The sequence below is a fragment of the Ekhidna sp. genome (assembly GCF_965221965.1).
Lineage (GTDB): Bacteria > Bacteroidota > Bacteroidia > Cytophagales > Cyclobacteriaceae > Ekhidna.
The window spans coordinates 946,536-970,896 of record NZ_OZ244926.1; the positions used below are offsets into that span (position 1 = coordinate 946,536).

The window sequence follows — 24,361 nt, forward strand, 5'->3', positions numbered from 1 at the left end:
AAGAAAATAATTATGGAAGCAATAAACATAGCAATAAAGGCCATTTTCATTGACAACATGATCTTTGCATACTTTTTAGGTATGTGTTCATTCTTGGCTGTGTCGAAAAAAGTGAAAACGGCTTTTGGGTTGGGAATGGCAGTAATCTTCGTATTGACCATTACTGTGCCAATCAACTGGTTGATTCAGGAAAATGTATTGAAAGAAGGTGCATTAAGCTGGTTAGGAGCTGATTTTGCAAGTATTGACTTAACCTTCCTTCAATTCATCATCTTTATTGCGGTTATCGCAGCTATGGTGCAATTGGTTGAGATGGTCATTGAAAAGTTTTCACCTTCCCTTTACGGTTCACTGGGAATCTTCCTTCCGTTGATCGCCGTGAATTGTTCAATCCTTGGATCTTCACTATTTATGGTTCAAAGAGATTATACCATTGTAGAGGCTACTGCTTTCGGGTTTGGTTCCGGAACGGGATTCTTCCTGGCAATCATTGCGCTCGCAGCTATCAGAGAACGATTGAAGTATTCTCATGTGCCGGATGGATTGAAAGGATTAGGAATAACCATGCTTATAACCGGACTAATGGGACTTGCCTTTAAATCATTCATTGGGGTAGCCCTATGAGACAGAAAGTATCTTAAAAAAGGGTGTCTAACACCCTTTTTTTGTGCCCATATTTTGGGTGTATCTCACAGTATTCTTTACTAACAACAAAACAAACACATTATGAAAAAGACTTTACTTACTTTATCTCTCGTACTTATTTCAGCAATTGCGTTTAGCCAGGCATCAGTGAGCTTAGGGTTAAAAGCAGGAGCAAACTTTGCAAATACGAATATTGATGGAGCTGAGTCCATCACTTCGTATCATGGTGGTGCTTATGGAATGTTTAAGTTTACTAAGATTGGGATTCAGCCGGAAATACTTTTCTCAAAACAAGGCTCTGATGGAGTGGATTTAAACTACGTGAATGTACCAGTGATGTTAAAGTTTTATTTGGCAGCTGGTCTAAACCTTCAGGCAGGACCTCAATTTGGAATTCTACTAAACGCTGAAGATGATGCGGGAAATGATTTAAAAGATACATTGAAAGGATCAGATCTTTCAGCAGCAATCGGTGCAGGTTGGGATGCGCCATTTGGCTTAAACTTTACAGCAAGATATGTGCTGGGGTTATCTGATATCAATGATGAATCTGGAGGCACAGATGTGAAAAACCGTATGTTTCAACTATCTGTAGGGTATACTCTTTTCAAGCTAGGAAAGTAAAAATTATAATAGACTATCAAAAAGAGCCGGGGTGTTTTGCTTCGGCTTTTTTTGTGACGCAGGACTAATGTCAGATTGCCAGCTTTCGGTCCGAATGGTTGAAAGTATCAACAAGATGGCCAAAACTATCCCGCCTAAAATAATCACTATTTGACGCTTTCTATTCACAGTTAGGTTTCCATTATAAAAACCTAACATGCCCTCACCCTTATTAAGCCAAAAGATTAAATGGTAGTTAATATTGGTCCGAAAACTTCGATAAACGGATCCTTATCTACCACAGTGTAGTAGAAAATTGCACCGAGCCATCCATGAAAAATACCAAGTACGTAAAGATTTCGTACTTTCAGATAGATATAAGAATAGAATAGTGCTAACAAAAATGTCCCAAAGACCAACCACCAATACGGGTAATGAAGAAAGCCAAATAGGATTGATGTAGTAACTATGATGGAATGAAATCGGAACCTATTCAAGTCCTGCAGATTGCCAGCAACTAGAGCCATTAATAGAAATTGCTGTAGTGTTCCAAAAATAGGATAGAGAATAAGGATGGGGATAATGTGCCAATGTAAGTTTATGGTATTCTGCAAAGATCCAATGGATATGCAAGCTAATATAGATAGAAGTCCAAATGGAAGGATTCGCTTCAGGACATTTAAAAAATTATCCACCCTAAACCCCCAAATCTTTAAAATATCAGGGGAGTGACGCACCCGATAAAAGATATAGCTACTCCAAAAAGCGAACATTAATAAGATGAAAATCAATCGTTGGTTTAGAATATCGTAGAAAATAAACTTTCCGAGAGCAGTAATGAAAACTGATATAATTTCGAATAATCGGTGGTTCATCATTTAATAATTTCTGAAGATCTCTTCTTATTTAAGAGAACATGAAGATATTCATTCCCGACTTGTAAGTATTAAGGCCAACGACGGTAAACACAAAAAAATCTTATGTGAATACAATTTTTAATTTTTTTTCACGAACTTTATCAGTTAAATAGCTCAATATCAAGCTACTACCCGCTAATTAGTCATAATCATGAAAGAACGAATCACCCAATCCGCTCAACAAGTATTGAAGTTTACATTTCTTATTGCCACTTTTTTGACGCTTATCATATTTATCTCTTGCTCGAAAGATAGTGAGGACCCACCACTTCCGGATTCTGATGAAGATGGAATAGTCGATGAGAATGATAATTGTCCTGAAACAGCAAATCCGGATCAAGAGGATTCAGATGAAGACGGAATTGGGGATGTTTGCGATGATGTACCCACCACAGTAGCTCAAGATAAGGAAAATATTCAAGTTGCCCTGGATGCAACTTTAGAATGTATTAAGACTTTTGAAAATGGTCTGGCTATAGAGACCGTGCTGACGGATTTCATGGGTATCTCTGATGGTGATACGCTCAATCTGGAATGGGTAGAAGGCCTAATTGATGGATTATCAGAAGTTGTACCTCAAACCGATGAAAGTCGGTTTGATATTGATCTGTTTGAGGGAACATATAAGTACAAGCATTCAAATGGAACTTGGACAAGGACAGAAGATCAGAATAGCAGAATTGTTCTTAGGTTCCCAACAAGTCCTTCGGAGGCATCAAATAATGGACAATTGATCATTGAAAACTATTCAGATACTGAAGTGACCATTGGCGAAGAACCAATTTACTTGCCTACATCGGTCGATGTATCACTTACCGTAGATGGAGAGGATCTTGTAGTTGTTGATTTGAATAGTGTTGAGTATGCCAATAATGCTGACTTTCAAATACCAGTTGCAATTGATTTAGGATTGTATGTCAATCCATATACACTATCATTAGTGGTTGAAAATAATTCAGGGACTGAGTTTACAGTGGATTTAGATTTTTCAGATGATACTGATGTATGTGCCACTGGCATACATGCTGAAGCTGAGCTGGCAAGTACTGATTATCAGAACTTAACAGAGCAAGATTTACTTGAAGCATCTTTTGCATTTTATACCAATGATCTTTCCATTCAATCAGCCGGGGGAATACCTGCGATCTTGAATATTACGGATCCTACGATTGCGCAAATTAATTCGTTTTTGGATCTTCAAATTCTATACAATGATATCAAGATAGCTGATGTGGTGCTCGAGGAAGGCTCTGATGAGGAAGTAATTGTTTTACTTGAATTTAAGAATGGATCTACGAAGGATGCCGCGACTTACTATAAGGACTTCATTAATGAGTTGGAAACCTTATTTACCTCTTATTTTGGTTCAGATAATTGATTGAGGGGTTTACTTAACTGATTGTACGTGATAGGTTTTCAGAGCATTTTCCACTTGCTGCTGCTCTGTGGTGTCTGGGTAAAGTATGTATCTGGGAGCAATTATAGCTTTTGATTGCTTAATACTGATCCTGGTTATAGAAACAAAAGGAAATTCACCATTTGTAAGCTTCAATAATTCAGCTTCCATCTCAGTATATCCCTCCGAATCAGGTGTAACAATCTCAGCTTCACCTTTGATCTGATAGCCTTTTTGTACAAAGACATCAATGAAACTAATACACACCTGTGAGTTTTGTTTGATGTTTTTTACCGTTTGAGGGGATGCGATATTAGCTACTATGATTTCATCACCATAAGCAGCAAATACTTCTTTCGGGGAAACGTTGGGTTCTCCGGAAGGTGTGGCAGTGGCGAGCCAGCACAAGACACTTTTATCGATATAGTCTCTGATTTCTTTATTCACGATTTCATGAATTTATAAAAAAAGCCTCATTCAACTTCTGAATGAGGCTTTTATATTTTTTAATGCTTTTGTTTAGCAGAATTCTTCGTATACCTGCTCCAGGTGATCAGCGATCATTTCAGCTGACCGTCCTTCTATGTGGTGTCTCTCTACCATATGAACCAACTCACCATCTTTGAATAATGCGATAGAAGGTGAAGATGGGGGGAATGGAAGGGTAAACTCTCGAGCTTTTTGAGTTGCCTCTGTGTCGAAACCCGCAAATACTGTTGTAAGGTTATCCGGTTTTTTACTCGACTTTTCAAGTGAGAGCAAAACACCAGGACGGCAAGTGCCGGCTGCACAGCCACATACAGAGTTGATCACCATTAAAGAAGTTCCTTTGTGGTCTTTTAAATGGTCTTCTACTTCGGTTGCTGATGTGAATTCTTGGAATCCATTTTCAGTAAGCTGTGCTTTCATCGGAGCTACTAATTCCGGTGGATACATATTCGTTATTGTTTTGTTGATTTGAAATTTTACATAAAACCCAGTTCCAACTTAGCCTCTTCAGACATCATGTCTGTGGCATAAGGCGGATCAAAGGTCAATTCTAGATTCACGTCATTGACACCTGGTACGGCTTTCACATTGGCTTCTACTTCTCCCGGCAAACTTTCAGCTGCAGGGCAGGAGGGAGACGTTAATGTCATAATAATCTCCACGTTATTAACCGGAAGAATATTGATTTCATAAATCAATCCAAGCTCGTATACATCTACCGGAATTTCCGGATCATACACATTTTTAATCGCCCGAATGATATCTTCTTTCAGTGCCAGAGTGTCGTTGTTTGTTTTTGTTTCGCTCATGATTCTTGTTTTGCTGTTAGTGCCAGCGCATACATCTTCATTTGCTTGATCATCGCTGCAAATCCATTGGATCTTTGTGTTCCGATAAACCTATCCATCCCTATTTGTTTTGGGAAGTAGATTTCTGCGTTCATAACATCTTGTGGAGAAGATTGATTCAAAACCCGAACCAATAAACTAACCAAGCCCTTTGTGATAGCTGTGTTGGAATCGGCTTTAAATTGGATGCGATCATTCTCCAGGGCAGCAGTCATCCAAACTTTTGATTGACAGCCTTTTACAATGTTATCTTCGATGCGATCTTCTTCAGCAAGAGGACTCAATTCACCTCCCAGCTCCATGATATAATCCAGCGTCATTTCCATATTATCCGCTAACATGGAAAACTCTTCTATGATCTCCTCCTGACGTTGCTTGATAAGATCCATCAACCAAATTTCTTTATAATACTGACTAATGCGTCATAAAACACATCAATTTCTTCTTTCGTGTTGTAAACTGCAAAAGAGGCACGTACAGTTCCGTCAATACCAAGGTGATCCATTAGAGGCTGAGTACAGTGGTGCCCGGTACGCACAGCAATCCCTCTTGCGTCTAATAGTTGTCCCAGGTCGTACTGATGAACATTGTCGATTAGAAAGGAGATTACACTGGCCTTCTCATCAGCTGTGCCTATCGGACGAAAGCCTGGGATACTTCTTAGTTTGTTGTTTGCATACTCCAGCAACTCATGCTCGTATGTCTGAATATGTTCATGCCCTAACTCATCTATGAAGTCCATCGCATATTTGAAAGCGATTACCTCTCCAATATTTGGAGTGCCGGCTTCAAATTTGTACGGGATATCATTGTATGTGGTGCCGCTGAATGAAACATCTTTAATCATCTCACCTCCGCCTTGATACGGTGGCATGGCTTCCAACAGGTCCCTGCGACCATATAAGACACCAACTCCCGTTGGTCCATACATCTTGTGACTGGATAGTGCAAGGAAGTCACAATTCAGTTCCTGAACATCAATTTTAATATGTGGAGCTGCTTGAGCAGCATCAATCAGCGTGATAGCTTTTACTTCCTGGGCGGCCTCAATGATTTCTTTTACGGGATTTATTGTCCCAAGTGAGTTAGAAACATAGTTGACGGCCACCAATCTTGTTCGGTCACTAAGGAGATTTCTGTATTCATCCATACGAATTTCTCCTTTTTCATTGATTGGGATGACCTTAATAACAGCACCGGATCGCTCGGCAGCCAATTGCCATGGTACGATATTGGAGTGATGTTCAAGCTGTGAAATAAGGATTTCATCTCCCTCCTTTAAAAATTTTGTTCCCCATGACTGGGCTACCAGATTAATACTCTCTGTGGTACCCTTGGTAAATATGATCTCATCAGCTTCTCCTGAGTTGATAAATTCATGTACTCGCTCTCGGGTTTCTTCGAAAGCTTTTGTGGAGCGCTCAGCCAGCGTATGAATACCACGATGGATGTTTGCGTGATCTTTTTGATAGAATTGGATCAACGATTGGACGACCTGATTTGCGGTTTGAGATGTGGCCGCATTGTCAAAATAGATCAACGGCTTTCCATTCACTTCCTGATCAAGTACCGGAAACTGGCTCCTGATTTTTTGAATGTCGAGCGTGGAAGTGACCGTGGGCATTACGCTAATTTTTTATCAATCAATTCCTGGATTTCATCTTTTACAGAAACCACTTTTACCTGACGCATGGTTTCAGCTGCAAACGCATTGAGCAACATGGCTTTTGCATTCTTCTCATTTATACCTCTTGCTCTTAGATAAAAGATAGCATCTTCATCTAACTGACCTGAGGTGCACCCGTGAGAACATTTCACATCATCAGCCCAAATTTCCAGCTGAGGCTTTGTGTGAAGTGTTGCATCTTCTGATAGCAGAATATTATTGTTTGACTGAAACGCATTCGTTTTCTGAGCATCCTGTCTCACGTAGATTTTACCGTTAAATACACCTGTTGATTTCTCATCCAGAATGCCTTTGTATAGTTCATTGCTAAATGAGTTTGGTTTCAGGTGATCAACAGAAGTATTATTATCTACATGTGATTTTTTATCCAATAGAAAAAGTCCATACATGTGTCCTTCGCAATTCTCATCCTCCAGATTAATGGTCAGATTGTTTCTTACCATCGCGCCATCGAAAGAGAATGTGTTATTGAAAAACTGTCCATTTCTTGCTACGTGAGCAAAGACTGTCTCGTGGCTGAATGTATGATCGTTATAGTTCTGGACCTTGGTATGATATCCAAATGCGTTCTCACCTACAGTAAATTCAATGTATGAATTCGTGAATGTTTTGCAGTCATTCGGAGTGATCAGCTTTTCTATAATCCTGAAAGTGTGACCATCCTTCACATACACTTTTATTCTCGGATTAGAAAAGCCATTAGAATTGAAATGATAGATAAAAACAGGGCTCTCATATCCGGAATTAATTCTTATCTCTTCTTTCGCGTATGTGGCATTGAGCAAACTGAATGGGTCATGTTTTCCTTCAGAAACCTCAGCTACTTCCAGTTCTAGTTGATCGGAAACATTTGAATGCTCCATCGAAAGCTCACCATTAATGAATACCAGATGACTACCTTCCTCCTCATAAAGGAACGAGGAGTTGAAAATGTTTTTGCCCTGCGCGGAAAAATCGATATTCTTCTCTAGTGTAGAGGTGATAGGTGTGAATTTGTACGCTTCTGACTTCCTGTGAGGAAGACCGACTTCATTCAACATATCAAGTGCTTTTTTCTGCACTTCATTGCCTTTAAAAGTATTTTCAAGGTTTTCTAATATCGCGGGTGCACTCATGATCATACTGCAGCTACTTCTTCTTTGATCCAATCGTATCCCTTTTCTTCCAGCTCAAGTGCCAGGTTTTTATCTCCTGACTTTACAATTCGTCCATTATAAAGGACGTGGACATAATCAGGAACGATATAATCCAGCAATCGCTGATAGTGAGTCACAACAATAGTCGCAGTTTTATCACTTTTGAGCGTGTTTACCCCATCAGCTACAATTTTTAATGCGTCTATATCCAGACCGGAATCGGTTTCATCCAGAATGGAAAGCTTGGGCTCAAGCATAGCCATTTGGAAAATTTCGTTTCGTTTCTTTTCCCCTCCGGAGAAACCTTCATTCAAAGATCTGCTCAGCAGGGCCTGATCCATATCAACCAGCTTCATTTTTTCTTTCATGAGCTTTAAGAAGTGAACTGCATCCAGTGCCTTTTCACCTCTTGATTCTCTTACTTGATTAATGGCTGTTTTCAGGAAATTGGTCGTTGATACTCCGGGAATTTCAACCGGATACTGAAATGCTAAAAAGATTCCTTTTTGAGCACGTTCCTCCGGTCCAAGCTCCATCAGATTCTCGTTCTCGAAAGTGATAGATCCTTCCGTAACTTCATAGTCTTCTCGCCCGGCTAAAACGGAGGCAAGTGTACTCTTTCCTGATCCATTTGGTCCCATGATGGCATGTACTTCTCCGGCATTTACCTCCAGATTTATGCCTTTTAATATCTCTTTATCCTCGATAGAGGCATGCAGATTCTTAATCGAAATCATTATTTAAGTCCAGTCTAAGTTTCTAAATATTTTAATCCTTAACCCACGCTTCCTTCAAGCGTCAGCGCTAGTAGTTTTTGAGCCTCTACAGCAAACTCCATTGGAAGTTTGTTCATTACCTCTTTTGCGAATCCATTGACGATCAATGCTACAGCAGTTTCTTCATCAATACCACGCTGCTGACAGTAAAATATCTGGTCTTCTCCAATCTTGGAGGTGGTAGCCTCATGTTCTACTTGTGCAGATTTGTTTTTAATGTCAATGTATGGGAAGGTATGAGCACCACACTTGTCTCCCATGAGCAATGAGTCACACTGAGAAAAATTACGTGCGTTTTCAGCTCGCTTCATTATTTCTACCTGTCCCCGATAGCTGTTTTGCGATTTTCCTCCGGAAATACCTTTTGATACAATTCGCGATCGGGTATTTTTTCCGATGTGTATCATTTTCGTTCCGGTATCGGCTTGCTGAAAGTTGTTGGTCACAGCCACAGAATAAAACTCACCTACAGAGTTATCTCCCTTCAGGATACAGGAAGGATACTTCCATGTCACTGCCGAACCTGTCTCTACCTGAGTCCATGAAATTTTCGCATGATCTCCGGCGCAAATTCCCCGTTTTGTTACAAAGTTGTAAATACCACCTTTTCCTTCTTTATTTCCAGGGTACCAGTTTTGAACAGTTGAATATTTTACTTCTGCATTTTTTGAAGCGTAGATTTCTACTACAGCCGCGTGAAGTTGGTTTTCATCTCGCTGAGGTGCAGTACACCCTTCAAGGTAGCTAACATAGCTATCATCCTCTGCCACAATTAATGTCCTTTCAAACTGACCCGTATTTGCGGCATTGATACGGAAATAAGTGGATAGCTCCATCGGGCATCTTACTCCCTTTGGAATGTAGCAAAATGATCCGTCGGAAAATACCGCAGAGTTAAGCGCTGCAAAATAGTTATCATTCGCAGGCACTACGGATCCTAGATATTTTTTGACTAAATCAGGGTGTTCTTGAACTGCCTCGCTAAATGAGCAGAAAATGATACCTAATTCGGAAAGCTTTTCTTTGAAGGTAGTAGCAACAGATACGGAATCTATCACGGCATCAACCGCTACCCCTGTAAGTCTCTTTTGCTCTTGAAGGGAAATACCTAATCTTTCGAAAGTTTTGAGTAACTCAGGATCTACTTCATCAAGGCTTTTAGGCTTCTTCTCCTGCTTGGGTGCAGAATAATACCTTATGCTTTGATAATCAACTTTAGGGTACCTGACATTTGCCCAGTTAGGCTCTGTCATCTTTAGCCATTGGCGAAAAGCTTTAAGCCTCCATTCAAGCAACCATTCGGGTTCCTCTTTTTTGGCTGAAATGAAACGAATGATATCTTCGTTTATCCCAAGAGGAGCCTCGTCAGCCTCGAAATCGACAGACCAACCGTGCTCATATTCTTTGGAGGTGAATTCTTCTAATATTTGTTCGTCAGTACTCATTTAGTTGCCTTCATTTCAATGTGCAAAGTTACACCTTATTTATAGCAATTCTAAATAAGAACAAGGAAGATGTCGGATGGTTCGGCAGAAGTATAAGTTTCTCTTATTCTTCCATAAGATTTTCAAATACGAGGTGCTTATTCACACTTTCTTCCAGTGAAATAAAAGTTTCGGTGCTTTCAATGCCATCGATTCGTTGGATTTTGTCGTGAAGAACAATCCGAAGATGGTGGGTGTCGCGACAGTAGATTTTACAAAAGATATTATAGTTACCTGTAGTGTATCGAATGGTGACTATTTCTGGAATTTCCTTTAACTCACTTACTACCCGATCATAAAGCGAACTTTTCTCAAGGTAGATACCCAGAAAGCAAGTGATGTCATAACCCAACTTGCTGTAGTCTATTTTCAAGGTAGTACCTCTTACGATTCCCATTTCTTCCAGTTTCTTCATACGTACATGAACCGTACCTCCTGAAACAAATACTTTTTTAGCTACTTCCGTGTAAGGCATCTTCGCATCTTCTGATAAAATATTCAGAATCTTGAGGTCTACATTGTCAATCTCATAATTTTTACTCATATCGAACAGATTATTTTATAATTTTTTTATCTGAAGGCAATTTTATTAGATGGAATGTAAATATTTACCTAAATTATTTAATTTATTTTAATAAAAACATCATTTTATTAAATTTGAATCATTAAACACACTGTAGAGTGGTGAAACTGGCAGACATGCCCTCCTCTCTCGGGGGTGGAGATAAGGGATAAATCCCGGTAAGTTCTCTCTCGGTCTTTGAATCGGGAGAGAACGCTCGGGACTAACTGCTCCGTGGAGGTTCGAATCCTCCCTCTACAGCTTTGGGTTAATGTTGTTTATTTTAAGGTCTTGGTAGGGGTGCCAGGACCTTTTTTTTTGGTCTATACTTTTTCAGTAGAGCGCATGCCTTATCTTTATCAGCTTTATAAACCAACAGCCCAAATATGAAAAACCAAGCCTGGCATGTAAGCTACCCCGAAGGAGTTCGTAAAGAAATAAACCCTGATACTTACGCCTCCCTTTCTGAAATGGTAGATGAGAAAATTGATCAATATAAAGATCTTGTTGCTTTTGAAAATATGGGTAAGGAAATGACCTTTTCTGAGTTGGGTCAGGCTGTAGATCAATTTGCTTCTTACCTTCAGAATCACACAAACCTTAAGCAAGGCGATCGGGTAGCCATCCAAATGCCAAACCTGCTTCAGTATCCGGTGGCACTCTATGGTGTTTTGAAAGCAGGTATGGTGGTTGTGAATACCAATCCGCTTTATACGCCTAGTGAGATGTTACACCAATTCAACGATTCAGGTGCAAAGGCCATAGTGATTGTGGAAAATTTTGCCTGCAATCTGGAAGAGATTTTAAAAGAGACTCAAATTGAGACGGTCATAGTCACCAAGATTGGTGACCTGATCGGAGGGTTGAAAGGAAGCATAGTCAACTTTGTTGTGAAGAATATCAAGAAGATGGTGCCTTCCTACAATCTTCCTGAGGCGATCAAGTTTAAGGATGCATTAAAGCTTGGAGAAGAAAAGCCAGTGACCAAAGTCGCTATGGAAAGTTCTGAACTGGCATTTCTGCAGTATACGGGTGGAACCACTGGCGTATCGAAAGGGGCAATGCTTACACACAGAAATGTGATCGCTAATATTGAGCAGGTATGCGAATGGATGCTACATGGTGGGTTGGAAGAACGAAAGGAGATATTTATCACTGCACTTCCGATGTATCACATTTTTGCTTTAACGTGTAATGCCTTGATGACTGTGAGAATAGGAGCTAGAAATGTTCTGGTAACCAATCCAAGAGATATGAAGGCGTTTTTAAAGGATTTGGGTCGTCATCAATGGACCATTCTAACCGGAGTAAACACGCTATTCAATGGCTTGCTAAATCAACCGAAGTTTAAGGAGTTAGATTTCTCAAAAGTGAAGTTCTCCTTTGCCGGAGGGATGGCACTTCAGAAGTATGTTGCTGATAAATGGTTAGAAGTTACGGGTACCCCAGTTTCTGAAGGATATGGACTGACAGAAACTTCCCCGGTACTTACTGCTAACCCACTGCGAAGAGATGCGGAAACCGGATTTATTGGAATGCCAATTCCGAGCACGGAGGTTGTGATTTTAGATGATGATGGTAACGAAGTGAAAACAGGTGAGCGCGGAGAGTTATGTGCACGTGGGCCTCAGGTGTTCCAGGGATATTGGAACCGGCCGGAAGAGACCAAGAATTGTTTCCATAATGATTGGTTCAAAACCGGAGATATTGCTGTGATGAATGAACAAGGTTTCTTCAAAATAGTTGATAGGAAGAAAGAAATGATTTTGGTCTCAGGCTTCAATGTTTATCCAAATGAAATTGAGGATTGCATTGCGCTGCATGATAAAGTGCTGGAGGTAGGTGCGATTGGTGTTCCGGACAAAAAATCAACCGAGGCGGTAAAAGTATACATTGTGAAAGCAGATGATAGCCTTACAGAAAATGAGATTAGAGAACATTGTGAAGAGAATCTCACTGGTTATAAACGACCAAAATATATCGCTTTTACAGATGAGTTGCCGAAATCAAATGTTGGAAAAATTTTAAGAAGAATACTTAAGGAAAACGATTTAAAAACCAATTCTTACGATTAACAATGAGATTAACTTTTACCGCTTTTTTACTTTCACTCTCAACTTGCCTCATAGCCCAAAGCCCCAACCCATCTGATACTTCCTACTGGAGGAACGGGGGAGTCAGCTCATTGACTTTCTCACAAGTATCCCTCACAAACTGGGCAGCTGGTGGACAAAACTCTGTTGCCATTAATTCGAATCTGGGTGTATTTGCCAATAGAGTGAAAGGGAGAGGGAAATGGGAAAACTCTCTGGATCTTGCTTACGGTTTGATCCGACAAGGTGATGCTAGTTTCACAAAATCCGATGACCTCATAAACCTGGTAACCAAATACAGCTACAGTATGACCAAAGAAAGTGGTAAGTGGTTTTTTAGTGCATTGATGGATTTTAGAACCCAGTTTTATGAAGGGGTGAATGAGGAAGGAGTATTTATTTCTGATTTCCTGGCTCCAGGATATTTGACAGTCGGTCTAGGAGTTTCATATGATCCCAGTGAGAAGTTGAGCTTTACGTATCAACCGGTGACGGGGAAGTTTACATTTGTACGAAATCAAGAGCTTGCTAACCAGGGAGCTTATGGAGTAGACCCGGCAGTTTTAGCAGGAGATGGAGTTACCATAATTACTCCCGGCAAGAAGTCACGGGCAGAGATTGGTTCATTCTTCAGAGCCAAATACAAAAACGACATCTTCGAGAGTAGGCTTGAATTATTCACTAATTACGTTGAAAATTTTGGTACTATAGATGTCAATTGGCAAAATGCCTTAGTGATGCAATTGACAAAAGTCTTATCTATGAATGCCTTTACCCAACTCATCTACGACAAGGATATTGAAATTGCTGATGATGAGGGGGTAGTAAAAGACCGTGTGCAATTCAAAAGCGTAATTGGTGTTGGCCTAACTTATAAGTTCGGAAAGCAAAAACCTGAATAATCTTAATATGGATAGGTCCAATTCCCTATAAATTTGATGTAACCTTGTCAGTTCAAGTAATTCTAGAAAAACAAAACCGAGAAATATGCCAGAGTTTAGTGCAGTAGAAGGTATGAAATACATTTATCCGATTTTGATCGGATTCATGGTAGTCGAGTACCTTGTAGCAAGAGAAAATTATGAGTTAAAAGATTCGTTAGCCGGATTTGGAATCGCTCTTGGAGCATCTATAGTAGCGTCATTCACCAAAGTATTCACCGTGGTGGTAATTTTCCAATGGTTTTTTGATGTGCTAGCTCCATTGAGAGAGCAGTACCTTGGATATACTTCAATAGGTTTTGCCTGGTGGGCATGGGTATTAGCCATACTAGCTGATGATTTTAACTTTTATTGGCATCATCGCTTGAGTCATACAGTGAGATTGCTTTGGGCGGCACACGTTCCTCATCACTCTTCCAAGAATTTCAATTTTGCAGTCAGCATTAGAAATGGATGGTTTATCACATTATACAAACCGATTTTTTGGTTGTGGATGGCCTGTATCGGTTTCGAACCAGTAATGATCGGAACGGCATTAATTATTAACGCTACGTACCAATATTTCCTACATACCAAGCTGTTAGGATCACTGGGATTCATTGGAAAGATTTTCAACAACCCTTATGTTCATGCAGCACATCATTCAAGCAATGTGGAATATCTGGACAAGAATCACGGCGGCATTTTCCTTTTCTGGGATCACGTATTCGGAACCTGGCAAAACATCATTCCTGGGGTTGAGCCTAAGTACGGAATATTAAAAGATCCTGGAACCTATAATCCGATTAAACTTAATACGCATGAGTTTGAGGCGATTTTCAAGGACGTGAAAAAGGCTAGAAGTTTTAAAGAAGCATTGATGTACATCTTTGGTCCTCCGGGCTGGAGTCCGGATCGAAGTACATTGACCGTGAAACAAATACAAGCCGGAGAAACTCCAAAAGGAGAGTCTGCTACTTCTGCTGCGGCGTAGGTTCTACGTTTGATTTGATATACACATCACGTTGAGGGAATGGAATTTCTATTCCCTTTTCTTTGAACCTCTCAAAAATCTCGAAGTACAATTCGGTTTTTAACCTTCGCGGCTTATCAGTATGTGTGGATGTCCAGATAGCCAGGGTAAAATTCAGTGAGCTGTCCCCAAACTCATCAAAGAAAACATGGGGTGCGGGATGTTTAAGAACATGCTCGTTTTCATCAGCGACTTTCATGAGAACGTCTTTTACCTCAACCGGATCTTCCGCATAGCTTACACCTACAGGGATATCGAATCGAATGTTTCGGTCATTGTGACTCCAATTGATCACACGTGAAGAGATAAATTCAGAGTTTGGGACAATGATTGATACATTCTCATTGGTGAGAATAGTGGTGGCACGAACAGAAATATTGATGACATCACCTTCCGTATCACCCACTACAATTCGATCACCTACTTTGATCGGCTTTTCAAACAGGATGATAATACCGGAGATGAAATTATCCGTGATATTCTGCAAGCCAAACCCAATACCGACACCCAGCGCACCGGCCAAAAGACTCAATGAACTCATATCGATTCCGGCACTCTGAATGATGAAGATCGCTCCAATAAACATGATCATCACACGGGTGATCAATCCGATGGAGTTCCTGGCACCCTTTTCCATATTGGCTTTCACCAATATTTTATTCACAAGTAGGTTTCTAAAATGCTTAGCTACCAGTGTTAGAATGATGAAACTGATGATGAAGTACAGGATCGTACCAAGGGTAATGTTACTTTCGCCCAGCTCGAAAAGCTTTGTGGTGAATAGCTTTCCTACCTCATTAAGGAAGTCGATAGCTGCATTCCAAACGTCTTTTAAAGAATCCATTCAATTAAGGTTAGTCCTTAAAACTAACTCTGAAAGTAAGAAATTGATTGAATGTTTCCTAGAATTTAATTCGAAGCATGGCTTTCACTTCGGATGAAGTGTTCCCTTCGGATTCATTGAGACCGGAACCCACTGTCTCGCGATCCCTAAATGTAAAGCGTGCATATCTTAGCCAAAGGGAGATGTTTCTGACAGGGTCATATCGTACCATGGCGTAGGTCCTGACTCCCGTACCATTGTAGGCAGGGATAGAAAACGCATACAGCACATCACTTTCATAGACGTACTGTGCATTGTCAAAATTATCTGTTTCAAAAAGAGCCATGCGGGTATTAAACTTCAATCTCCACCACTCAAAATTGACATCCTGGATAATGGCAAACCCTTTGGTGAATTCACCGCCTTCATCCTGCGTGCTGCTTTGTACCTTGGTTTTCAGTTTCAGCCATGGTTGTAATTCATAGTCTACATTGAAAATGTAGTTTCTTTTCACCTGATCTACGAGTTGATTCAGGTTTTCATTAGGGACGGTAACCTGCCTTGTCTGCTGTCGTACCTGTGCGTACATGGTGATTTGCCTGGATGGAAAATGGGTATATCGTGCCAGCCACTCATTGCCAACAGAAGGGGCTTCTGTCTGATATTTCAGCCATGGAAACTTAAATCGATCGTAATAGACATTTAGCTTATGTCTCCGATTTGGTTTAATAGAAAGCCCCCAATATGTCCCTCTCTCGTTGATATTCCTGGAATTTTCCGAAAAAGCATTTCCGTAAAAAGAATGAAAATCCCGATCGTAATTTCGAAACACCATTGCCATATCCACAACACGAGATAAGCTAGCCACCAACCCACCCACTGCTCCAATTCCTCCACTTTTGGATCTTGCTGCCTCTCCAAAAAAGGTAAAATTCTGCCAGGTATAATGCGTGTAAGCCGAGGTGATATAGTTGTGATTCCCCTTGAATTCAAACTGATTGTAGTTGTTAGGTCTCCGCTGCAGCGGTCTGCTATATTGACTATTCAGGCCTGAAAAACCAATAGCAAACCTACGATGCGGGCTATATTCGATTACGGCCCCCATCGATTCCTCTTCTATCTGATCCCTGGATGCCAACTCTGTTGGAGTGCGGTGAAAGCCGGTAATCTGTATGGAATTCACAAATTCCTCAAACTCTGAAAAGGTCGTGTCAGATTGTACATTACCATCCTGTTGAACTTTCGAATAAAACAATGTTAATTCGAAATCAGAAAATGATTTACTGACACCAACACCTCTAAAAAATCCTGACTCTAAAACAGAGGTATATGGACGGATACCCAGACTGTTTCTTTTGGTAGTATTTACTGTCTCAGCACCTTTGCCTGCATTGAATCCGGCTCCAAAAACGATTCCTTGTCCAATTTGGAGTTGATAATCACCCAGCATGATCTTATCAAATCCCCATTTATTTTCGAGCATGAAATGATAAGAATAGAAGTCAAATCCTTTTTGGTCATCATTGAATGTGAATGCTTCTCCATTGTCTTTTTCAAAGGTGAAACCCAGGCTGAAATCATCTCTTCGACTGGTTCTGAACCGACCGTAAATTTTATCCGGTGAGCCTGCATAACGCGTCGGTCCGGAAGTTAGGGTGTCAGTAATGTTGTCATTTTCATCTCTTACAAATGTGGTGTCCAGAGGTAAAGCCGGTGTGTAGCCTTCCTGCTCTTCCAGGCGTCTCGAGTATCTGAGAAGGAAGTAGTTGTTTTCTTCTTGTATTATGCGTTGAAGAAATGGACGATTATCTGTTACAGATTCCTCAACAGTAACAAATGGACGGAGCAGTCTGATCGTCTCAATATCCATTTCTGGAATAGCCTGCAATTCATTAACCGCTAACAGGTCACCAAACTGGTCTCGATAGGTGAAGTAGTTGGAAAGCTGAGCGGGGCTGAGGATATAAAGTGAGGCAAGTTCTTCCGGCTCCACTTTGTTCAGGTTTAGTTTATTACTGTAATAGAGTAGGAGTGACTCGTAGATATCCTCATAGGCTACATCTTCATCCTGAACCTGAAACAGCCTCTCTGCGAATACCTCAAGATCGATCTCTTCGTTTTGAGCGAATGAAAAATAAGCCCCTATAAAGAATATTATGGTGAGCCACTTTTTCATTGAAAAGAATAGGCGACCGAGATTTCATGAATGCTTCCAAGCCTGGAGTCATTTGAAAATGCATAATCAAACTTGAGATTTTTAGGATGAAACCCTACACCAAATGCACCCAGAAAAGATTCGGTACTGATACCTGTTCGTACGTATACATTTTCAATGATCTGATATTCTATGCCGGCTTTGAATACTTCATCAAAATCGAGATCCTTTTCAATTTCTGCATTCAGGATCAATTCTTCAGACGGTAGAAATGAAATACCGGCCTTCATGACAGTTGGTGCTTTTTCCCCTGTTTCTGAATTAATTGCTGCCTGATTTAAGTTAAAAATATGTGCACCAAATCGGAGTTGAGGTGTGATTTCTGCGATACCTCCAAATTGAATAGCCAATGCACGGCTGGTTCCTACCGTGGATACATTGTATTGCAGCAGATCCAGTCCAACCCCGAGACTAACCATCTGAATTTTATTACCGAAAGCTAAATGGATGCGTTGCTCACTGTAGATGTCATCGCCAAACTTATAGAAACCAACTCCTGCATTACCTATTCCGGCTGTGTAGATCGCTCCGGCTCCCACCACTTGAAACTCGGAAACTCCGTATCGGTTTTGATAGGCCGCAAATGCGGCATGATTTTCCATTCTACCTAGTCCGCCAATGTTGTTGAACAAACTATACTCATCACCAAAGGTCAAAGAGGCCCCAGCCATTCCGGCACTGCGGCCACCTAGGTTGAATGACCCCATTTGTCCAAACGCAAGCGTGCCGACTAGAAGTGTGATTAGGCAGGTGAGAAACTTCATTAACGCAAAGTATGCATTTGCTAGCTTTAAGTCAATAATCGTAAATTAAGTAGTGATGAAATTCTTCGCGATTGTTCTTTCAGTTTTGATTGTCACCCAAGTAAAAGGGCAGCTTCCCGACACAGTGTGTTATACCGATGGTGCATTAAAAGCAATTGGTGAAACATCAGAAGAAGGAAAGCAGGGAGTATGGAAGTACTATTATCCTGAAGGTGAGTTGAATGCATTGCTTACCTATGAAAATAGTTTGCTGAATGGTCTGCAGAGGTACTATTCATTTGATGGGAAACTAATCGCACGTGAGTTTTGGGAAGATGGTTTAATAGAAGATTCTGCAGCATACTTCTATCCAGCAGGCCAGCTGGAAAAGGAGGGGAGATATGAAAATGGATTGTATGAGGGAAAATGGAATTTCTTCTTCGAGAATGGTAACTTGAAAAGAGTGGGATATTATGTGGAAGGTACACCGGTAGGTCCTTGGGAGTTTTATTATGAAAATGGAAGCCTCAATCAGAAAGGAGTCTTGAAAAATGGACTGGAAGATGGCTTTTGGATCTATTTTGATGAGGAGGGCAATAAACTTTATGAAGGAAACTGGAAAGAGGGAGAGAAAATCGGTCAGTGGTATTACTTCAAAAAAGGTAAGCGCAAAAAGTGGAAAAACTTCGATTAGAAGAGCGAAAGAATGTTGATGAAAAAGTTCGTTTCGTTTTCACCGTTTCTTGAAAACTCAAGTCGGAAAGTGACATCATTGACCAGCACCAGGTCAATTCCTGTACCAATACTGTAGAGGTACTTATCCGTCAAAAGCTTACTTCCATCATAATTGGGGAAGCCTACCGCATATCCCTGATCAAAGAATATTTTACCATAAATCGTGATAGGGAATGTTTGGAACTGTCTCAGTGGCATCACTTTACTGATGTCATATTTTCGTCCAAAAAGTTGATGCTTGAACTCGTTGCGTTGCAAGACATATGAGCTTGCTTCAATGATCCGGAGGTCATAACCTCTGATCACCTCCTTAAAAAAACCGATGGAGCCATAATTGAAATAGGCCCGGTTTGTGGCGGGAAATGTGCTCAAAACGGAAAGGTTATTTACCAGGAAGAAATTGTCTTTGAAGCCTGTGTACTTGGTAAGTCTAACGCGTGCACGCCAGTAATCCACTCCATCATCATAAAGCCCAAGACCAACTTTTGTAAGCCCTGCCTGGTGATATGAGCCTTTTGTGGGGTAGTTTACATTGTTTCGTTTGTCCCAGACATACGTGTAACCCAGAGTCAGGTACTGCTGCTGCGTTCGGCTGTCTCCCAGATAATTTTCATTGAGTGCTGCAACAGTGTCGGCCACATCTACCCTAAGATGACCGATACTTGTATTGTGGTAAGAGTAGAATGAGCTCCGATAAGAGTGCGTAATGGAATTAGTATAGGCCCTTCTCAGTACTTCTTCCTGTGAGGATGCAAATCTTCGGATGTTCTCCCGGGTGACAACCGGCACATTCTTCGCTTCAAAATAGCTGGAGCTAATCAATAGCCCGTTATTCTGTTTTTTATCAATGTATGGAACCTGATAGTACAAGTTGAGGACGGTTTCAAAACCGGTCTGTAACCAAAGACGCAAAATTTCACTTCTCCCCCGAAAGTTAAATTGAGTGACCTTCAGACCGTAATTGACCCGACTGAGGTCGCGATCCCGATTTACCCACCAGTCATTAAAGTTCCTGTCGATCAGTCGGAAAATAGGAAAGGGATAAATGTACCAGCGCTCATCCACCGTGATCTTTACTTCGGCGTGGTTATTATCCTCATTTACCACCTTCAAGAAGACTGAGTTGAAAAGGTTGGTATTGTAAATGCGGTTTCGGTCCCAGATGAACATGCTGTCCAGCTGATATCGCATGTAGGTGCTGTCCACTGAAAAACTGAGCTCCCTTGTGATGATGTGCGGCTTGGTTTTATAATTTCCTTCGATGAAAATACGATCGATCGTGAGTAGCTGAGTGGAATCAGCCTGGGCACTAGCCAGCAAGGCAAAACCGAAAAGAAAAAAAAGGAGCTGGATTTTTTTCACTCACGTAAATGATCTATTACCTCTTTGCTAGTTTGATGGGTAACGCACAAACAGAATGAATTTTTGGTGAGTGTCCAAATTTTCGTTGGTACTTTTGTCAGGTGAATCGCATCCTGAAGAAAATTCTCATTTTTCCCGTTTTGGTGTATCAATATTCCATCTCACCATTGTTTCCCAATAGTTGTAGATACACACCTACCTGCTCACAATACACGAAGGAAGCTATTCAAAAGTACGGATTAAGAGGGGTCTGGATGGGAATGAAAAGAATCAGCAGGTGTCACCCCTGGGGTGGAAGCGGTTATGATCCAGTGGAGTGAGAGTGGTAACATCTGTATAACGCGAACCTGTTCTCTTATCTAATTGAAGAAGAGATTTTACTCCTTCACAATCTCAGCTTTAAGGATTCTCACATCATTAACCGGCCGGTCGAGCTGATTGGTTTCTACCGCTGCTATTGAATCCACCACGGCTAATCCTGAAACCACTTCTCCAAATACGGTATAGTTCTGATCCAGATGAGGTGTGCCACCTATTGTTTTGTAGACCTCCCGATGTGAATCGGGAATGCTGTAAGGTTCGAATCTATAATCCTTAGCCAGTTCATTCATTCGCTGATTGATTCGACCGAATGTGTCCCAGTCTTCTGCTTCAATCGCCACAATTAAGGAATCCAATTGTTCCGCATAAGCAGAATCGTGTTTAATGTAATATTCAGCTAACCAGCCATTGATCCGTGTCTCAGCCTTATTCAGAAGACTGTCGGTAAACACCTTACCCTGTACGATATAGAATTGTGTACTACTGGATACCCTATCAGGATGTCCACCACGTGCTGCTGCCAGCACACCTTTTTTATGAAAAAGAGTTGGGGTGATTTCTGCAGATATTGTGTAAGGAAGATCACCATTACCAAGTGTATCTCCTTGTTGAGCGGTTTTACTATCAATGTCCCCACCCTGAATCATGAAGTTTTCAATCACTCGATGGAAAAGTACACTATCCAATACACCATCAGTTACAATCTTGATGAAGTTGTCTCGATGCTGCGGTGTTTCGTCATAAAGTTTTAATAGAATGTCTCCCTTGGTGGTGATTAGTTTGACTTGTGCAAGTGATTCGCTCTTAGATTCCTCTTGCTTTTTATTAGGTGAGCAAGCGACAACAAAAAGCGTGATTGTGAGATAGGTTAGGTATTTCATATTGTGTGAATTGGAGTTTGAAGATATAAACTTGTATTTACAATTTCACCAACTCTCCCCGACAAGTCTTATGGTGCTGAACCATACCCACAACGACAGACCTACCGGCAGGAAGAAGGGAAGGAGAGCGGGTCGTCCTGATAGGTCTGATTGTTTAACAAGGTCTGTAATAAGGGAGATAAAAAAAGCCGAACCTTACGGCCCGGCTTTCCGGATGGTCATTAAATGAAATGACTTATTTATCTACCTCCATCTCTACGGTCGTCTCCATCGGATCTTTGTTCTTTACATGCTCCTCCAGCCATGAGTCTTGTTCCCACAGCACATGCATGATGCTTTCTTTTGCCCGGTAGCCATGGCTTTCCTTTGGTAGCATGACTAGTCTCGCCGGGCCGCCCAGTCCTTTCAGCGCGTTGAAGTAGCGCTCGCTCTGCATAGGGTAGGTACCGGAATTGTTGTCAGCTTCGCCATGGATCAGAAGAAGGGGAGTCTTCATCTTATCCGCATGCATGAATGGCGACATGGTATTATATACCTCCGGTGCTTCCCAGTAGGAGCGCTCTTCGCGCTGGAATCCAAAAGGTGTAAGCGTGCGGTTATAGGCGCCACTTCGTGCAATACCCGCTGCAAACAGATCAGAGTGGCTTAGAAGGTTAGCCACCATGAATGCACCGTAGGAGTGACCACCTACTGCCACGCGGTTTCGGTCGATGTACCCCATTTCATCCACGGCATCAATGCCTGCTTTGGCATTAGCTACGAGTTGTTTCCTAAATGAATCGTTTGGTTGCTCGTCTCCTTCACCTATGATAGGGAAGGCAGCATCATCCAGCACCACATACCCTCTGGTTACCCAAAACACAGGCGAACCATACCACGGATAAATGAATTCATTCGGGTTGGTGGTGTTCTGTCCGGCACTGGCTTTGTCTTTATACTCCACCGGATACGCCCACATGATCATCGGCATTTTTTCCTTTTTCTCTTTATCATAGCCTACCGGAAGGTAAAGGGTGCCGGTTAGCTCTACACCATCCTCACGCTCATAGGTGATCACTTCTTTTTCCACTTCCATCATAGCCTTGAATGGGTTTTCAAATTGCGTGATCGGCTTCAGCGCTACCTTCTTCTTGATATTACGCAGATAATAGTTTGGATACTCCGTTGGAGACTCAATCCGTACCAGGATTTCTCCTTTACTCATATCAATGACGTCCACCAGGTCTTCTACCTTGTCGGTGTATGCTGACTGATACAGTCGAGTAGTTTTACCGCTTTCCAGGTTCATCTGATCCACAAATGGGAACTGTCCTTCATCAGTGAATCCATCTCCCATCAAGTAGGCATTGCCATTATCCATGGATAGCACGTATTGGTTGAAGTTGTTTTTGCTTGTTACAAAATTCCCGGGATCACTGTAGGCGTCCTGGTAGTTGCGGTCAAATAATACTTTTGGTGCTTGCTTATTATTGGAAGGATTGAAAACATAGGTTTTTGTATTTCGATTATCGAACCAATAGTCATAAGCAATTGCGGTATCATCCGTTCCCCACGTGATTCCGGAGAAGCGGTTTTTCGTCTTCACTAGCGATTGTTCTTTTCCTGTGAAAGGTGCCGACAAGACAAAGACCTCATCCCGGTATTCCATTTCTTTGGCCGGGTCGCCCTCGTCCAGGGCCAGTGCCCAGTAAACCGTGGCTGGTTTATCTGCACGCCAGTTAAAACCCCTTGGCTTGTCTGTTGTTGACATAAACCCTTTTGGTCTCACCTCGTCCACAGGCATATCCAATAGCATCTTCACCTGCTTTCCATTTTTATCAAAAATGGCTGTCTCTGAAGCAAACCGGTAATAAGGCACCAGGTATGAAAATGGTCTTTTCACTTTAGTGATAAGCACATAGTTACCATCAGGAGAAAAGTCCATCCCCTGATACATGCCTACATCCATCCATTTAGAAGCATTGCCGTCAAGGGTGACCTTGTAAATCTCAGATATGGCCAGTTGTTTAAAGTTTTTCTCGTCAGCCGGGTTTTTAAGCAAATCCTGGTAGGTGCGATTTTGCGCTTTCTCTCCGGTGCTTGTACTCACGGTAGGACCCGTAGGGACAGCCGTATCCGTGTTGATCAATGGCTCACGATCTTCGGGTAACATTTTTACTAAAAGGGACTTACTATCAGTACTCCATACCATCGGCCAGCCCAGGTTAGCATTTGCTCCGGCATTGGTCAGTTTTTTGGCCGATCCGTTCTCGGCATCCAATACCCAGATCTCTACCCCAGTCAAGGTTGTGTGAGTAAAAGCCATCATGCTTTCATCCGGAGACCAGCTGAAATAGGCCAACCTGGGGTTTTCAGGTAGACCGGTAACCTGTTTGACCTCTGCATCAAACGCCTTTTTCACTTTCACATTGTTGTAGAAAGTGGTTCGGCTTCCGATATTGGTCACCGGGTTGATCCGCAATCCCCCAAGCCTTAGCTCTTCCTCCGAAAGCTCCGCGATGGACTTGTATGCATCGCGATAGAGTAAGACAACATTTTCTCCGTCATTATCGATCCTTACAGTTGGAGCTAATGGTGCATCTACTAATTCCTTGATTTCCTGTGGTGGCTCCTGGTATTCCAGTCCGCCCTGAGCCATAAGCCCGAAAGACAAACAAGATAGGAGCAGGTAGTTCATGATTTTCTTCATAGT

24 protein-coding genes are annotated in these 24,361 nt (G+C 41.5%); 8 read left to right on the plus strand and 16 right to left on the minus strand.

The features are described from left to right. Positions 1-9: 9 nt before the first annotated feature. Positions 10-624 carry an NADH:ubiquinone reductase (Na(+)-transporting) subunit E gene (gene nqrE, locus ACOQON_RS04690; protein WP_420578677.1) on the plus strand — a complete coding sequence of 205 codons (615 nt, stop codon included), beginning with the start codon at positions 10-12 and terminating at the stop codon, positions 622-624. A 102-nt stretch (positions 625-726) separates the two neighbouring features. Continuing rightward, on the plus strand, positions 727-1,269 hold the full coding sequence (locus tag ACOQON_RS04695) for a porin family protein (RefSeq protein WP_420577770.1): 543 nt from the start codon (positions 727-729) through the stop codon (positions 1,267-1,269). Between the two features lie 224 nt (positions 1,270-1,493). On the opposite strand, the gene ACOQON_RS04700 is transcribed toward ACOQON_RS04695, so the two are convergent. Then, positions 1,494-2,126 carry a hypothetical protein gene (locus tag ACOQON_RS04700; protein WP_420577771.1) on the minus strand — a complete coding sequence of 211 codons (633 nt, stop codon included), beginning with the start codon at positions 2,124-2,126 and terminating at the stop codon, positions 1,494-1,496. Between the two features lie 190 nt (positions 2,127-2,316). Between ACOQON_RS04700 and ACOQON_RS04705 the strand changes: the two genes are divergently transcribed. After that, positions 2,317-3,543, plus strand: coding sequence for a thrombospondin type 3 repeat-containing protein (locus ACOQON_RS04705; protein WP_420577772.1), 1,227 nt, complete (start codon positions 2,317-2,319; stop codon positions 3,541-3,543). A gap of 9 nt (positions 3,544-3,552) precedes the next feature. On the opposite strand, the gene ACOQON_RS04710 is transcribed toward ACOQON_RS04705, so the two are convergent. The 9 genes from ACOQON_RS04710 to ACOQON_RS04750 form a co-directional block, all read right to left on the minus strand. Continuing rightward, complete coding sequence (locus ACOQON_RS04710) at positions 3,553-4,008, minus strand: pyridoxamine 5'-phosphate oxidase family protein (protein ID WP_420577773.1); 456 nt, start codon at positions 4,006-4,008, stop codon at positions 3,553-3,555. Positions 4,009-4,080: 72 nt separating this feature from the next. After that, positions 4,081-4,497: a BrxA/BrxB family bacilliredoxin gene (locus ACOQON_RS04715; protein ID WP_420577774.1), complete on the minus strand. Its 417-nt coding sequence runs from the start codon at positions 4,495-4,497 to the stop codon at positions 4,081-4,083. Positions 4,498-4,526: 29 nt separating this feature from the next. Next, the gene (locus tag ACOQON_RS04720) at positions 4,527-4,859 is read right to left on the minus strand and encodes a DUF59 domain-containing protein (RefSeq protein WP_420577775.1); all 333 of its coding nucleotides are present in this window, start codon (positions 4,857-4,859) and stop codon (positions 4,527-4,529) included. Then, entirely contained in the window at positions 4,856-5,287 is a 432-nt protein-coding gene (locus ACOQON_RS04725; protein ID WP_420577776.1) for a SufE family protein, read from the minus strand. The genes ACOQON_RS04720 and ACOQON_RS04725 overlap by 4 nt, the downstream gene beginning before the upstream one ends. Continuing rightward, the gene (locus tag ACOQON_RS04730; protein WP_420577777.1) at positions 5,287-6,522 is read right to left on the minus strand and encodes an aminotransferase class V-fold PLP-dependent enzyme; all 1,236 of its coding nucleotides are present in this window, start codon (positions 6,520-6,522) and stop codon (positions 5,287-5,289) included. The genes ACOQON_RS04725 and ACOQON_RS04730 overlap by 1 nt, the downstream gene beginning before the upstream one ends. Further along, a complete protein-coding gene (gene sufD / locus ACOQON_RS04735; protein ID WP_420577778.1) occupies positions 6,522-7,700 on the minus strand; it encodes a Fe-S cluster assembly protein SufD in 1,179 nt (392 codons plus the stop codon). Before sufD ends, ACOQON_RS04730 begins: the two co-directional genes overlap by 1 nt. Before the next feature lie 2 nt (positions 7,701-7,702). Further along, positions 7,703-8,458, minus strand: a complete 756-nt coding sequence (gene sufC / locus ACOQON_RS04740) for a Fe-S cluster assembly ATPase SufC (RefSeq protein WP_420577779.1) — start codon at positions 8,456-8,458, stop codon at positions 7,703-7,705. 38 nt (positions 8,459-8,496) lie between these two features. Then, positions 8,497-9,942, minus strand: a complete 1,446-nt coding sequence (gene sufB / locus ACOQON_RS04745) for a Fe-S cluster assembly protein SufB (RefSeq protein ID WP_420577780.1) — start codon at positions 9,940-9,942, stop codon at positions 8,497-8,499. A gap of 103 nt (positions 9,943-10,045) precedes the next feature. Beyond that, positions 10,046-10,525, minus strand: coding sequence for an Lrp/AsnC ligand binding domain-containing protein (locus ACOQON_RS04750; protein WP_420577781.1), 480 nt, complete (start codon positions 10,523-10,525; stop codon positions 10,046-10,048). Positions 10,526-10,929: 404 nt separating this feature from the next. On the opposite strand from ACOQON_RS04750, the gene ACOQON_RS04755 reads away from it, so the two are divergent. The 3 genes from ACOQON_RS04755 to ACOQON_RS04765 all read left to right on the plus strand — a co-directional run bounded on the left by ACOQON_RS04755 (position 10,930) and on the right by ACOQON_RS04765 (position 14,550). Continuing rightward, on the plus strand, positions 10,930-12,618 hold the full coding sequence (locus ACOQON_RS04755; RefSeq protein ID WP_420577782.1) for an AMP-binding protein: 1,689 nt from the start codon (positions 10,930-10,932) through the stop codon (positions 12,616-12,618). A gap of 2 nt (positions 12,619-12,620) precedes the next feature. Next, positions 12,621-13,538: a DUF3078 domain-containing protein gene (locus ACOQON_RS04760; RefSeq protein WP_420577783.1), complete on the plus strand. Its 918-nt coding sequence runs from the start codon at positions 12,621-12,623 to the stop codon at positions 13,536-13,538. Between the two features lie 85 nt (positions 13,539-13,623). Beyond that, positions 13,624-14,550 carry a sterol desaturase family protein gene (locus ACOQON_RS04765; protein WP_420577784.1) on the plus strand — a complete coding sequence of 309 codons (927 nt, stop codon included), beginning with the start codon at positions 13,624-13,626 and terminating at the stop codon, positions 14,548-14,550. Here ACOQON_RS04765 and ACOQON_RS04770 read toward each other — a convergent pair. From ACOQON_RS04770 to ACOQON_RS04780, 3 genes are read right to left on the minus strand one after another with little or no spacing between them, the layout of a single operon-like run. Continuing rightward, a complete protein-coding gene (locus ACOQON_RS04770) occupies positions 14,531-15,433 on the minus strand; it encodes a mechanosensitive ion channel family protein (protein WP_420577785.1) in 903 nt (300 codons plus the stop codon). The genes ACOQON_RS04765 and ACOQON_RS04770 overlap by 20 nt on opposite strands. Positions 15,434-15,491: 58 nt before the next feature. Beyond that, entirely contained in the window at positions 15,492-17,588 is a 2,097-nt protein-coding gene (locus ACOQON_RS04775) for a ComEA family DNA-binding protein (RefSeq protein WP_420577786.1), read from the minus strand. Next, entirely contained in the window at positions 17,585-18,391 is an 807-nt protein-coding gene (locus tag ACOQON_RS04780; RefSeq protein ID WP_420577787.1) for a hypothetical protein, read from the minus strand. The genes ACOQON_RS04775 and ACOQON_RS04780 overlap by 4 nt, the downstream gene beginning before the upstream one ends. Positions 18,392-18,446: 55 nt before the next feature. Here ACOQON_RS04780 and ACOQON_RS04785 point away from each other — a divergent pair, with 55 nt between their 5' ends. Beyond that, positions 18,447-19,064 (plus strand): toxin-antitoxin system YwqK family antitoxin, encoded by a 618-nt coding sequence (locus tag ACOQON_RS04785; RefSeq protein ID WP_420577788.1) that lies wholly within the window; start codon positions 18,447-18,449, stop codon positions 19,062-19,064. Here the strand turns inward: ACOQON_RS04785 and ACOQON_RS04790 are convergent. Further along, positions 19,061-20,467, minus strand: coding sequence for a BamA/TamA family outer membrane protein (locus ACOQON_RS04790; RefSeq protein ID WP_420577789.1), 1,407 nt, complete (start codon positions 20,465-20,467; stop codon positions 19,061-19,063). The two genes, ACOQON_RS04785 and ACOQON_RS04790, sit on opposite strands and share 4 nt — an antisense overlap. A 113-nt stretch (positions 20,468-20,580) precedes the next feature. On the opposite strand from ACOQON_RS04790, the gene yidD reads away from it, so the two are divergent. Next, positions 20,581-20,787, plus strand: a complete 207-nt coding sequence (yidD, locus tag ACOQON_RS04795; protein WP_420578678.1) for a membrane protein insertion efficiency factor YidD — start codon at positions 20,581-20,583, stop codon at positions 20,785-20,787. 57 nt (positions 20,788-20,844) lie between these two features. On the opposite strand, the gene ACOQON_RS04800 is transcribed toward yidD, so the two are convergent. Then, positions 20,845-21,669 (minus strand): peptidylprolyl isomerase, encoded by an 825-nt coding sequence (locus tag ACOQON_RS04800; protein WP_420577790.1) that lies wholly within the window; start codon positions 21,667-21,669, stop codon positions 20,845-20,847. 235 nt (positions 21,670-21,904) lie between these two features. Beyond that, positions 21,905-24,358 carry a S9 family peptidase gene (locus tag ACOQON_RS04805; protein ID WP_420577791.1) on the minus strand — a complete coding sequence of 818 codons (2,454 nt, stop codon included), beginning with the start codon at positions 24,356-24,358 and terminating at the stop codon, positions 21,905-21,907. Positions 24,359-24,361: the final 3 nt, after the last annotated feature.